A 13,457-nucleotide genomic window follows, 5' to 3' on the forward strand; every position below is an offset into this window, starting at 1 on the left:
CCGTCCCGGCCCGCCCACCGATAGCCCGGGAAGCGTGCCGCTCTAAGCGACCAACCCGACCACCCTAAGGCGCCCGAGCCGCCTCATCGCGCGTCTCTTCCTGCGCCGCGATCTCCCGCTCGATCCACTCGTCCATCAACCGCCGCGCGCGCTGCGCACGGCGCCGCTGCAGCGCATGCTCCATATCGAGTACCCGGTACAACGACCACATCACCGCCAGCATCAACAACGCAAACGGCAACGCGGCGATCGTGATCATCCCCTGCAGCGCATTGAGACCGCCGGCCAACAAGAGCACGCCCGCGATCAACGCAATCGCCACGCCCCACACCATCCGGCGCGCCAGGGGCGGATCACCGGATTCCTCCGTCGACATCGTCGCCAGCACCAGCACTGCCGAATCGGCCGAGGTCACGAAGAAGATCATCAACAGCACCAGCGCGATCACCGACAGCACCGTCGGCATCGGCAGGCTGTCGAACATCGTGAACAGCACCGTCTCGTAGCCATTGCCCAGCGCCTGCGCCAGATCCACGTGGCCGAAGATCTGCGACCACAGCGCCGTGCCACCGAATACCGAGAACCACAGGAAGCCCAGCACGCTCGGCGCGATCACCACGCCCAGCACGAACTCGCGGATGCTGCGCCCACGCGAGACGCGTGCGATGAACGAGCCCACGAACGGCGCCCACGCGATCCACCACGCCCAGTAGAAGATCGTCCAGTCCGCCACCCACGTGCTGCCCGAGAATGGGGACATGCGCAGGCTCATCGTCACCAGTGAATTGAGGTACGAGCCGATCGTGGTGGTGAACGTATCGAAGATGAAACCGGTCGGTCCCAGCACGAGGATCAGCGCGAGCAGCAACGCCGCCAGACCGAGATTGAAATTGGACAACCACTTGATGCCGCGGTGCACGCCGCTGGTGGTGGAGGCCATGTACAGCACGAACGCCACCGCGATGATGGTCAGCTGCACCGGCACCGAGGCCTGGATGCCGAACACGCGCTCGAGGCCGGCAGCGATCTGGATCGTGCCGAAGCCCAGCGTCGTGGCCACGCCGATCGCCGTGGCGACCACGGCGGCGACGTTGACGACGGTGCCCATCCAGCCGCGATGCCGGGCGCCGATGATCGGCTGCAGCAGATCGCTGATCAGCCCGCGGCCGTTGCGGTTGAACTGGAACCAGGCCATCGCCAGGCCGATCAGCGCATAGATGGCCCACGGATGCAGGCCCCAATGGAAGAAGGCATAACGCATTGACGCGCGTGCCGCCTCCATGCTCTGCGGCGCCAGTCCCTCGGGCGGCTTCACGAAGTGCGAGATCGGTTCGGCCGCGCCCCAGAACACCAGGCCGATGCCCATGCCGGCGGCGAACAGCATCGACATCCAGCTCGCATTGGAAAAATCAGGCTCGGCATCCTCGCCGCCGATGCGCAGCGAACCGAAGCGGCCGAAGGCCAGGTACATCAGGAACGACAGCGTGATGAACACCACCAGCAGATACAGCCAGCCGGTACTGCGGATGATGGTGGACAGGCCGCTCTGGACGACCTCGTTGAAAGGGCCCGGCGCGAGGCCGGCGATCAGCACCAGCAGTGCGACAAGTGCGATGGAAATGCGGAACACCATGCAGGCGTGTCTCCGATCAGTAGGGGCGAGCCGAGGCTTGCAATCTCCAGCGGCACAACGGCAACGACTGGGGCGGATCAAGCCGGTCGAGGCCGGTCAGTACGGACGTCAATGGCGTCGAGCAGAGCGAGGTGCGCGCACGATCGGAAGGCTACCCCTGACCGCACCGCATACCGCGCTGCAGCATGGTAGTGCATGGCGTGTGGGTGCTCCGTTCACATGCAAAGGCCGATCACGTCACTCCGGGGCCTGGCCGTGCGCCCGTGGGCGTCGCTTTGTGCTCTAATTCGCCCCGAAGCGGGGGTACCGCGGCCCAGTGGCCAAGGTTGAGACAGTCCCTTCGAACCTGATCCGGTTTATACCGGCGTAGGGAAGCTTCGCATCTGCAGATGCATTGCGCCGTAGGGCCACCGCGCCCGGAGACCGCCCGCAATCCGTCCGTCGAGCGCCGCCGTTTCGTCCCTCCCATGCGAATCCCTCGCATAGAACCGCACAGTCCCTGTGCGGGGATTGAACCTAGGACGATGCCTCGATGAACGCACAGCTCTCCGCCCTGCAGCAACAGGCCCAGCAACTCTCCGAATCGGTCACGCGACCGATTCCCGGCTCGCACAAGATCCACGTGCAGGGCTCTCGCAGCGACCTGCAGGTGCCGATGCGCGAGATCACGCTGACCCGCACGCCCACCTTGTTCGGCGGCGAAGAGAATGCGCCGGTCACCGTCTACGACACCTCTGGCCCGTACACCGACCCGGCTGTCGCTATCGATCTCTCCGCCGGCCTGCCTGCGCTGCGCGCCGCCTGGGTGGCCGAGCGCGACGATACCGAGGTACTGGATGGATTGAGCTCCGCATTCGGACGCTCGCGTGAAACCGATGCCCGCCTGGATGCGGTGCGCTTCCCCTCGCGGTTGCAGCCACGCCGTGCACGGGCAGGCGCCAACGTCACCCAGATGCACTACGCGCGCCGCGGCATCATCACGCCGGAGATGGAGTTCGTGGCGATCCGCGAGAACCAGCGCCTCGATGCGATCCGCGACGCCGCACTGCTGAAGCAGCATCCCGGCGAGTCCTTTGGTGCCTCGATCCCCGGGATCATCACTCCCGAGTTCGTCCGCGATGAGATCGCGCGTGGCCGCGCCGTGCTGCCCAACAACATCAACCACCCGGAAAGCGAGCCGATGATCATCGGTCGCAACTTCCTGACCAAGATCAACGCCAACATCGGCAACAGCGCGGTGTCCTCGGGCATTGCCGAAGAGGTGGAAAAGCTGGTCTGGGCGATCCGCTGGGGCGGCGATACCGTGATGGACCTGTCCACCGGCAAGCACATCCATGAAACGCGCGAGTGGATCCTGCGCAACTCGCCGGTGGCGATCGGCACCGTGCCGATCTACCAGGCCCTGGAGAAGGTCGATGGCCGTGCCGAGGAACTGAACTGGGCGATCTTCCGCGACACGCTGATCGAGCAGGCCGAGCAGGGCGTGGACTATTTCACCATCCACGCCGGCGTGCTGCTGCGCTACGTGCCGCTGACCGCCAAGCGCGTCACCGGCATCGTCTCGCGTGGTGGCTCGATCATGGCCAAGTGGTGCCTGGCCCATCACAAGGAGAACTTCCTCTACACGCACTTCGAGGACATCTGCGAGATCATGAAGGCCTACGACGTGACCTTCTCGCTGGGCGACGGCCTGCGCCCGGGCTGTATCGCCGATGCCAACGATGCCGCGCAGTTCGGCGAGCTCGAGACGCTGGGCGAGCTGACGAAGATCGCGTGGAAGCATGATGTGCAGACCATGATCGAAGGCCCCGGCCACGTGCCGATGCAGCTGATCAAGGAAAACATGGACAAGCAGCTGCGCGAGTGCGGTGAAGCACCGTTCTATACGTTGGGCCCGCTGACCACCGATATCGCGCCGGGCTACGACCACATCACCAGTGCGATCGGTGCGGCCATGATCGGCTGGTACGGCACGGCGATGCTCTGCTATGTCACCCCGAAGGAACACCTGGGCCTGCCCAACCGCCAGGACGTACGCGACGGCATCATGGCCTACCGCATTGCTGCGCACGCCTCGGACCTGGCCAAGGGCCACCCCGGCGCGCAGGTCCGCGACAACGCGTTGAGCAAGGCGCGTTTTGAATTCCGCTGGGAGGACCAGTTCCACCTTGGGCTGGATCCGGAGAAGGCCAAGGAATTCCATGACGAGACGCTGCCCAAGGATGCGCACAAGCTCGCCCACTTCTGCTCGATGTGCGGCCCGCACTTCTGTTCGATGAAGATCACCCAGGATGTGCGTGACTATGCGGCGGGGCAGGGCCTGGATGCGCAGCAGGCGTTGGAGGCCGGCATGGCCGAGAAGTCCGCGCAGTTCCGGGATCTCGGGGCGCAGGTGTATCGCCAGGAGTAAGGCACCGGCCGTGGCGGGGCGCGCCGCCACGGCCATCATCCGCCGGCGGCGTGATTCCCGCTAAGCTCGGCGCGACCAGGCAGGGGCGGGGACGACGATGGCGATAGCACGCAGCACCAAATGGCTGGCCATCGCGCGCCGGCATCCCTCTGCCTGGCTGTTGGCCGTGCAACTGCTCGGCGTGTTGTTGTACCCGGCGATGGATGAGGCCGGCGCCAGTCGCGCGCTGTTTGGTGCGTTCGGCATCGCCGTGCTCGGCCTGGCCTTGTGGGTGGTCCGACGCAGCCCGCTCGGGATGTGGGTGGCATTGCTGCTGGCGATCCCCTCGGTGGTGTTCTCCATCGCCGGCGCCCTGTTGGATCGCCCGGCGCTGGTCACCACCGCGCAGCTGCTCGAATGCCTGCTGTATCTGTATACGGCCGGTAGCCTGATCGCCTACATGCTCCAGGACCACAAGGTGACCCGTGACGAGCTGTTCGCCGCGGGCGCGACCTTCACGCTGCTGGCGTGGGCCTTCGCCTTCGCCTTCTCGGTGTGCCAACAGTGGTATCCCGGCAGTTTCATGGCCACCAGCGAGACAGAACTGCGTACCTGGATGGAGTTGCTTTATCTCAGCTTCAGCTTGCTGTCCGGGGTGGGACTCAGTGATGTGATTCCTGTCCATCCGCAGGCGCGGGCATTGGTCATGCTGGAGCAGTTTGCAGGCGTGATGTACGTCGCATTGGTGGTTTCGCGCCTGGTCGGATTGACCATGATCCGGCGCATACAAAACTGAATCGCACATAAAAAATTCGCGCCCGAAGGCGCGAATGCTGAATCAGTTTATGTAATTTCGTCGGCGAGAGAGAGCCTGATGTTGGCCGCACGCACAGCTGCGGTTAACCCACATAGGCTAGTATTCGCGGCCTTCAGTTGTTTTGCGCTTTGCGCTGATGGTTTGTGCGGAATCTGGCGGTTCGTTCGATCGGTGTCGATTGTGATGAATGCTGCGTTCCAGTAGTCCTGCATTCACTCGTGTCACCGGAATGATCAACAACGACAGTGAGCGCCCCGCCGCCGATGTAGTCCGAATCGGCGATTGCACCGTAGTACTTTCCTCCCGGGAAGTCATGGTGGTGGGCGTGCGTCGCCCGCGTCGTCTCACTCCGAAGGCACTGGGTGTCTTGAAGGCGCTGATGCGCTCGCCCGGTACCGTGGTGACGCGCGATGAACTGTTCGCCGAGGTGTGGCCCGATACGCTGCCGACCAATGACGTGCTGACCCAGGCCGTCACCCAGTTGCGCAAAGCCTTCGCCACTGACGAAGACGCCGGCACCACCTACATCGAGACCATCGCCAAGACCGGTTACCGCCTGCTGGTACCCGTGAGCGTGGTCGACGAGGCGCGCGGCCTGGCCGAGGCGGAAGAGACGGGCGCGGACGTCATCAGCGACGACGGTGCACCTCGCCCCGTCACCGGTGTTCCCGCCAAGCGCGTCGACAGCCCGATGCGCCGGCGCTGGCGCCGCATCCGCCGGTATGTGCTGCTGGCGATCGGCCTGACGATGATGATCGCGCTGCTGGTCATGGCCGCCCTGCTGGTGCAGCGCGAGCGGCCTGCAACGGCGGTGGAAGCGGCGGTGGAAGACGGCACGCGCGTGATCGGCAGCCCGGAACGGCCCTATCGCCTGATCACCGCCTCGGCCGGCTTTGAAACGTACCCCACCTTGTCTCCGGATGGTTCGCAGGTTGCCTACGAAGCCGGCATGCCGTCGCGCGAAGGCAACGTCATCAAGGTCCAGACCTCAGGCAATGCGCCGGCGCGGGTGCTGATGGATACCCCGGATACCTACTCGGACCGGTTCCCCAACTGGTCGCCCAATGGCCGTGATATCGCCTTCGCGCGGTTCGGTCCGGACGGCAGCTGTGAAGTCCTCATCGCCAGTGCCACCGGCGGCGCACTGCGCCACGTCACCCGTTGCGATGGTACCGAACTGCTCAGTTTCGATTGGACGCCGGACGGCCGCGGCCTGCTGTTCGGCTCACTGTCGGGCAAGTACGCGCACCGTGGCATCCGTACCTTCAACCTGGCCAGTGGCAGTTGGAGCGCCCTGGACTACGACATGGATCCGGACAGCTTCGAATACGCCCCGCGCTATTCGCCGGATGGGCGTTGGATCGTGTTCGTGCGCAATCCCCAGGTCGGCGATCTGTGGCGGATTCCGGCCGGGGGTGGGGTGCCGGAACAACTGACCAACGATTCGGCGGAGATCCGTGGCTGGGCCTGGCGCAGCGACAGCCGCCACATCGTGTTCGGCCGCCGCGTCGACAGCGAAGCGCGCTTGTATGAACTGGATACGCGCACCCATACGCTGCGTGACCTGGGGCTGGACGATGCGCAGTCACCGGCGTTGTCGCGCAGCAACAACATGTTGGCCTTCATGCACCGGCGTGCGCAGTTCGGCTTGTTCAAGGTGCCTATCGGCGCCGATGGCCCAGGCGTGCCCGAACGGCTGTTCGCCTCCGGTGGCCGCGATGCGCAGCCGATGATCGCGCCGGATGGTCGCCAATTGGTCTTCAGTTCCAATCGCTCCGGCAGCTACTCCTTGTGGTGGGCCGATCTGCAACGTCCCGAATCACTGCGCCCGATCGAGGGCCTGCGCCCGGAAACCCGCCAGATTCCGGACTGGTCGCGCGACAGCCGCCATCTGTTGGTGCTGGGGCGCGATGAACATGCCAATCCGGCCGTGTTCGAAGTCTCACCGCGTGACGATCAGATCGTGCGGCTGGCGGTGCCGGCAGCGCAGCCGCTGCAGGCGCTGTACGGGCAACTGCCCGGGCAGATGCTGGTGGTGGAGCGCGATGAGGATGAGCGGATGCGCCTGTCCCTGTTTGATCGGACCACCACGCCGTGGCGCCTGTTGGGCAGCATCGATGGTGTCTCCCAGGCACGCTACGACGTGGCCGGGGAGCGCGTGCTGTTTACCCGCCTGTCGGCCAGTGGTCTGTGGTCGGCCGATGCGGCACTCACCCCGCAGAGTATCCGCCAGGTGCGTGACGACCAGCCGTCGCGGTGGCGTTATCGGGCGTGGGCCGTGTCGGGTAGCGGTCAGATCGATTACCTGTCCAATCGTGCCGACTGTGCCACGGCGTTCGCGCGACTCAGTGCGGCCACCACCGACACCGGTGCCTGCCTGGACGCCGAGCGGCTCGGCACGGGCAACGGATTCAGCGCCAGCCCGGACGGCAGTGCCGTGTATGTGGCCCTGGCGGTGGCCGACGGCTCCGACATCGGCATCATGAACCTGCCCGAGCCGACCTCCTCGTTCTTCCCTGCATTCTCCAACCTCATGTTTATGAAGGGAAAAGATCCTTCGTAAGTTCTTCGTGAGGTTGTCGTGGCGAATTCGGATCAATCTCGCCAAGACGTCCTGAGAGAAGTGGCCTGACTTGGCAAAACTGCACGCCAGCAAAGGCAAACACACGGTGCAGTCATGCGTCAGCTCTCCTTGGCCGATCGCGGTCAATCTCTCTCCCTGGACAAGATCGCCGACGACGGCGTGCTGCCGAGTTGTCTCGGGGTTGCCCGCCTGGGCAGCCTGCAGACGGCCGGCACGACGTTCACGGTGTGGATGCAGGTGCGTGGCAGCGCGTGGGTTGAATCCAAGGAGGGCAAGTTCCGCCTGCGCCAGCGCGAGTGGATCGCCTTCGAGAAAGACTCCAAGCCGATGGTGCAGGCCGGACGTGACGGGCTGTGCATCGGCCTGAGCCTGTCGCCCGATGCCCTGCGTGCGCTGGGTGAACTGGTCGACTGCAACCTCTATGCCGGGCGCGGGACCATGACGCGCGGTGAGATGCGGGTGGCGATGCGCCTGTGGCGCGATGCGCTGGACAGCGACCGCCCGATGCAGGCCCTGCGTCCGGCCCTGCTGCACCTGGCCGCCCTGCAGCAGGGCATGGCCACCGGCGTGCAGCGCTGCCCGGGCCGTTCGCGCAGCCGCAAGCGTCAGGTCTTCGGTCGCATGCAGCGTGCGCGCCTCTATCTGGAAGGCAACAGCCACCGCGTGGTGCGCATCGGTGAACTGGCCGAACTCACCAACTTCTCCAGCTGGTACCTTTCCAAGACGTTCCAGAGCCTGTATGCAGAGAGTCCGCAATCGCTCTCCGCACGGCTGCGACTGGAGCGTGCGGCCGATCTGCTGCGTGACACCGACATGATGGTGGGTGAGGTTGCCGCGGCCAGTGGATTTGACAACTGCTGCAGCTTCGCACGGGCGTTTCGAGCACGTTTTGGGCTGTCCGCGTCACGCTACCGTGAGGCAGGTGCGAACCTGTCGCCAGATTCGGCAAAGCCATTGGTTGCATCACGCAAATAATTAACTGCAACGCAATCGTAACTTTCCGAGGCGGTTTAACACGCTACTAACGTACCTCGGAGAGATAAATGAATTTTCGTACTCCCGCAGTGCGGCTGGGCCTTCTGCCCGCCGGCATTGCGCTTGCGCTGACGCCGACCTTCGCTTCCGCACAGGAAGCCAAGGGCGCGACCGACCTGGATCGCATTGAAGTCACTGGTTCGCGCATTCGTGGCGCCAACATGGAGACGCAGCAGCCGATCCTGACCATGACCCGTGAAGCCTTGGAAAAGCAGGGTTACACCTCCGTCGCCGACGTGCTGCAGAACATGACCTCGGCCGGTTCCCCGGCCATCTCGCGTTCGGAATCGCTGGCATCGGGCGAGGACGTGGGCGGTTACTACGTCGACATCCGCAACCTCGGCGCGCAGCGTACGCTGGTGCTGATGAACGGCAAGCGCCTCGGCGCGTCCACCTCGGGTCTGCAGGACCTGAGCCAGATCCCGATGGCCGCCATCGAGCGCATCGAGATCCTGAAGGACGGTGCATCGTCCATCTACGGCTCCGACGCCATCGCCGGCGTGGTCAACGTGATCACCCGCAAGCGTGTGGACGGCGGCGAAGCCAGCGTCTACTTCGGCCAGTACGGCCAGGGCGACGGTTCGACCAATCAGTACTCCTTCACCCTGGGTTCGCAGGGCGAGCGCGGCGGCGTCACCATGGCCGCCGAGTACTACAAGGCTGATCCGGTCTGGGCGAAGGATCGTTTCTTCAGCCGTGACGGCAATGCCGGCCCGAACTACCCGGGCTCGGGCAACAGCCCGATCAACCAGAACGGCGCGTTCTGCGATCCCTGCCTGACCCCGGACCTGGAAGAAGGTCAGCCGGGTTACGTCGGTTCGGCCGACCAGCGCTGGTTCACCCTGCGCGAAGGTGGCGATCCGACCAACCGTGCTGATTACCGCGCCGAAACGTCGGCCGACCGCGTCAATGCCAACCAGCAGATGATGGTCCAGACCGGTATCGAGCGTAAGTCCGTGTACGTCAACGGCAACTACGATCTGACCGATTCGATCACCTTCAACGCCGACGTGCTCTACAACGAGCGCACCACGGACCAGCAGATCGCCGGTTACCCGTACCAGTCGCAGGCCTTCGGCACCCCGCTGTCGGCTGACAGCGCCTTCAACCCGACCGGTGCAGACGTCGATTTCCGTCGTCGCCTGTGGGAAATGCCGCGTACCACCGAGAGCCAGCTGAAGACCCTGCGCTTCGCGCCGACCGTCAGCGGCTACTTCGAATTCGCCGGCAAGACCTGGGATTGGGACGTCGGTGCGCTGTGGAACCGTAACGAATCGACCAAGACCGGTCATGGCGACATGAGCCTGATCGCGTCGCGCCAGGCCCTGGGTGCTTCGTACATCGACGCCAACGGCGTTGCGCAGTGCGGTTCGCCGGGTGATGCCGTCGGCAGCTGCCGTCCGTGGAACCCGCTGCTGCCGTACGGCGTCGCAGGCCCGGGCTCGCTGGCCGATGCGGCCACGCAGGCCTTCCTGTTCCCGTACTTCACCGACACCGGTTACACCAAGACCACCAGCTACACCGCCAACCTGTCCGGCTCGCTGTTCGAGCTGCCGGCCGGCGAAGTGGGTATCGCGATGGGCGTGGAGCACCGTAAGGAAGAAGGCCGCTTCTCGCCGGACGCGTTCGCGCAGTCGGGTGAGTCGACCGGTCTGGGCGCTCAGACCACCCAGGGCAACTACGAGCTGGACGAGTTCTACCTCGAACTGAACGTGCCGATCCTGGCGGACGTGCCGTTCGCCAAGGAACTGACCCTGAACGCTGCCAGCCGCTACTCGGACTACAGCAACTTCGGCGACACCATCAACTCCAAGTTCGGCTTCACCTGGCGTCCGATCGACGAACTGCTGGTCCGCGGCACCTACGCCGAAGGCTTCCGCGCGCCGTCGATCAACGATCTGTACGGCGGCCTGAACAGCAGCTTCGAGTCGTACACCGATCCGTGCGGCATCACCGCGCCGGGCAGCGTCAACGGCAATGCTTCGTGCTCCGCCGCTGGCGTGCCGGTCGGCTACACGCAGGTGGGCCAGGGTCTGACCCCGTGCACCGCGACGCCGTGCGCCACCCCGGATCAGTTCATCTCGGGCTCCAACGAGAACCTGAAGCCGGAAACCTCGAAGAGCACCACCTTCGGTATGGTCTGGAGCCCGCGTTGGGTGCAGGGCCTGGACATCTCGCTGGATTGGTACAAGTACGAAATCAGCGACATGATCATCGCTGACAGCGTCGACCGCATCCTGCGTGAGTGCTACGTCGCCGGTGATGCATCGCGTTGCGCCAGCCACACCCGCGCAGCCGATGGCCACATCAACTCGATGACCTACGGCCTGGCCAATCTGGGCCGCATGGAAACCGAAGGCTACGACCTGGGTATCAAGTACCGCCTGCCGGAACTGTCCATCGGTCAGTTCGCCATCGATTGGCAGACCAGCTACCTGTCCAAGTACGACGAAGAAACCCAGAACGGTGAAGGCAACACGGTCATGCAGGGTCGCGTTGGCGATGCCGGCCTGTTCCGCGTCCGCTCGAACGTTGGTGTCACCTGGTCGCGCGGCGATTTCGGCGTGTCCTACATGGCCCGTTACTACTCGGGCATGAAGGAAGACTGCGTGGCTGCACGTCCGTGCACCCTGCCGGACCGTTACGTCGACGGCGATGCAATGCCGGTCCGCAAGACGGGTTCGAACACGTTCCACGACCTGCAGGTCAGCTACAACGCGCCGTGGGATGCCACGATCGCGGTGGGCGCGAACAATCTGTTCGACAAGCAGGGTCCGATCATGTTCACGCAGCCGAACTCGAGCTTCGCCTACTACGGTGGCTTCGACATCGGTCGCTTCCTGTACATGAAGTACACCCAGCGCTTCTGATCCATCGAAGCATTGGTGCAGACAAAGGAGGGCGGACCGCAAGGTCCGCCCTCTTTTCGTTGTGGATCCACCAACAGGTGTGGATCAGCGAACCGCTGAAACGACGATGGCGCGCCACCTGGGCGCGCCATCGTCGTCACATCCCGTTGAATGTTCAGGCGTCGCTGGCGACCAGCCCCATCAGTGCATTGGCATGCTCCCGCCACAGTGGCAGCTTGTTGAGCACGCCTGCGCGCTGCAGGTACTCCTCATCGACCGGGTCGCCGTTGATCAGCGCCAGCGCCACGTGCACCGCACCGGTGACCCAGAAGCTGCGGGTGTTGGACTTCTGCGGCTGCAGGTGGAACGCCACCGCCTCGATGATCGGCATCGGCAGGCCCCACAGGCCGAGCAGGTAGGCACCGGCCTCGGCGTGACCGGGACGGTCGTCAGCGGCATCGGCCGGCTCGCCACGCTCGTTGCGTACGCCCGGCAGCAGCAGGCCGATGTCGGCCAGCAGGGCCGCGGTGGCACCCAGTTCCGCGCTGGACTCCGGCAGCAGCTTGGCTGCCAGACGGGACGCCAGCAGTGCCCGCTGCTGCAGCGAGTTGCGTTCGGCGCCGGACAGCGGCGGTGCAGAGAACACCTCGCTGGCCAGGACCAGGTCGCGCAGGGTCGACAACCCAAGGCGGGTCACTGCGGTGCGCAGGTCGGAAATGATCCGGCCATTGTTGAAGAACGCCGAATTGGACAGCTGCAGTACCTTGGCGGCGATCGCCGGGTCGGCTGCGACCAGCTTGGCCACGTCCGCGGTGTTGGTGTCGTCGTCGTGTTCCAGCGCCTGGGTCAGCGACAGGTAAAGGTGGGGCGGGGAGGGCAGCTTCTCGATCCGGCCGATGGCGCTGCGCAGTCGCGCGCTGTCGAGCAGTTCGCGCAGCTCTTCCAGGCTGGTCAGTGCTTCCAGCAGGACTTCCGGGGCCAGCGGCATCGGCAGGAAGCGATGGGCCACGCCGATCAGGCGTGCCGGTGGCGGGCGGTTGCCGTGTTCGGCGTCCACCAGGGCGATGCGGATGGTCTCAGGGCGCAGCGTACGGATCTGGCCGAGCAGCGTGGTGGCGTTGAGATCCGGCAGCTGCGGGCACACGATCACCGCATCGACCGGCAGGCCGGCCACGATGCCCATGGCGCTATGGCCATCGACGGCAGTCAGCGGTTGCCACTCTTCCCCAAGATCGGCAATGAATTCCAACAGCTCAGCCGACAGGCTGGCTTCGTCCCCAACAAGCAGAATGCGCACGACACGGTCCCCTGGCTGACCACGGTGAAACCCACCGTGGACGGTGTGAAGAGACGCAATGTACCCAATCCGGCACGAATAGTGATGTGCCGCATTGAAAAAACGTGATGCGCATCGCTCCGGCAGCGGTGTGCCGGAGCGATGTGGTTCAGTCTCAGGCGATGTTGCCGAGGTAGCGCTGGTGCGCTTCAACCAGGATTTTCTTGGCTTCGGCGGCGCCGCCCCAACCATCCAGCTTGACCCACTTGCCCTTTTCCAGGTCCTTGTAGTGCTCGAAGAAGTGGCCGATGCGCTCCAGCCAATGGCTGGACACCTGCTCGATGTCTTCGACGTGGGCATAGCCACTGAACACCTTGGAGATCGGCACGGCCAGGATCTTCTCGTCGCTGCCGGCCTCGTCGCTCATCTTGAGCACGCCGACCGGACGGCAACGCACCACCGAGCCCGGGACCAGCGGCAGCGGCAGCACCACCAGCACGTCGGCCGGATCACCGTCGCCGCACAGGGTGCTCGGCACGTAGCCGTAGTTGCAGGGGTAGCGCATCGGGGTGGAGAGGATGCGGTCGACGAAGATCGCGCCGGTTTCCTTGTCCACTTCGTACTTCACCGGCTCGGAATCCTTCGGGATTTCGATGATGACGTTGATTTCTTCCGGCGGGTTCTTGCCGGGCGAGACGAGTTCCAGACCCATGGGTTTACTCCGAGAGGGGGTAGGGGCGCAAAGTCCGACATTTTAGGCCCTTTGCCGGCCGCCGTGCAGCGGCCGGTGGCTCGAAGGGCGTTTCACCGACCCGGCCACAGGCAGGTGAGCACGGGCCGTTGCTGGAAATGCTCACACAGAGGCGGGGTTGGC

8 protein-coding genes and 1 riboswitch are annotated in these 13,457 nt (G+C 64.7%); of the genes, 5 read left to right on the plus strand and 3 right to left on the minus strand.

The genetic code is table 11. From position 1 onward, the window contains the following. Positions 1–64: 64 nt before the first annotated feature. Complete coding sequence (locus tag EDF74_RS11590; protein WP_123730260.1) at positions 65–1,633, minus strand: BCCT family transporter; 1,569 nt, start codon at positions 1,631–1,633, stop codon at positions 65–67. 289 nt (positions 1,634–1,922) lie between these two features. Next, positions 1,923–2,024, plus strand: a riboswitch (TPP riboswitch). A gap of 141 nt (positions 2,025–2,165) precedes the next feature. Here EDF74_RS11590 and thiC point away from each other — a divergent pair. The 5 genes from thiC (at position 2,166) to EDF74_RS11615 (ending at position 11,328) form a co-directional block, all read left to right on the plus strand. Then, positions 2,166–4,043, plus strand: coding sequence for a phosphomethylpyrimidine synthase ThiC (thiC, locus tag EDF74_RS11595; protein WP_123730261.1), 1,878 nt, complete (start codon positions 2,166–2,168; stop codon positions 4,041–4,043). A 97-nt stretch (positions 4,044–4,140) separates the two neighbouring features. Next, a complete protein-coding gene (locus EDF74_RS11600) occupies positions 4,141–4,818 on the plus strand; it encodes an ion channel (protein WP_123730262.1) in 678 nt (225 codons plus the stop codon). Positions 4,819–5,068: 250 nt separating this feature from the next. Beyond that, positions 5,069–7,402, plus strand: a complete 2,334-nt coding sequence (locus tag EDF74_RS11605; protein ID WP_123730263.1) for a winged helix-turn-helix domain-containing protein — start codon at positions 5,069–5,071, stop codon at positions 7,400–7,402. 114 nt (positions 7,403–7,516) lie between these two features. Further along, positions 7,517–8,398, plus strand: a complete 882-nt coding sequence (locus EDF74_RS11610; protein WP_123730264.1) for a helix-turn-helix transcriptional regulator — start codon at positions 7,517–7,519, stop codon at positions 8,396–8,398. A gap of 68 nt (positions 8,399–8,466) precedes the next feature. Continuing rightward, on the plus strand, positions 8,467–11,328 hold the full coding sequence (locus tag EDF74_RS11615; protein ID WP_123730265.1) for a TonB-dependent receptor plug domain-containing protein: 2,862 nt from the start codon (positions 8,467–8,469) through the stop codon (positions 11,326–11,328). Positions 11,329–11,482: 154 nt separating this feature from the next. On the opposite strand, the gene EDF74_RS11620 is transcribed toward EDF74_RS11615, so the two are convergent. Next, on the minus strand, positions 11,483–12,604 hold the full coding sequence (locus tag EDF74_RS11620; RefSeq protein WP_123730266.1) for an HDOD domain-containing protein: 1,122 nt from the start codon (positions 12,602–12,604) through the stop codon (positions 11,483–11,485). 154 nt (positions 12,605–12,758) lie between these two features. Continuing rightward, positions 12,759–13,295: an inorganic diphosphatase gene (gene ppa / locus EDF74_RS11625; protein WP_019183821.1), complete on the minus strand. Its 537-nt coding sequence runs from the start codon at positions 13,293–13,295 to the stop codon at positions 12,759–12,761. Between the last annotated feature and the right edge of the window lie 162 nt (positions 13,296–13,457).

The sequence above is a fragment of the Stenotrophomonas rhizophila genome (assembly GCF_003751305.1).
Taxonomy (GTDB): domain Bacteria; phylum Pseudomonadota; class Gammaproteobacteria; order Xanthomonadales; family Xanthomonadaceae; genus Stenotrophomonas; species Stenotrophomonas rhizophila_B.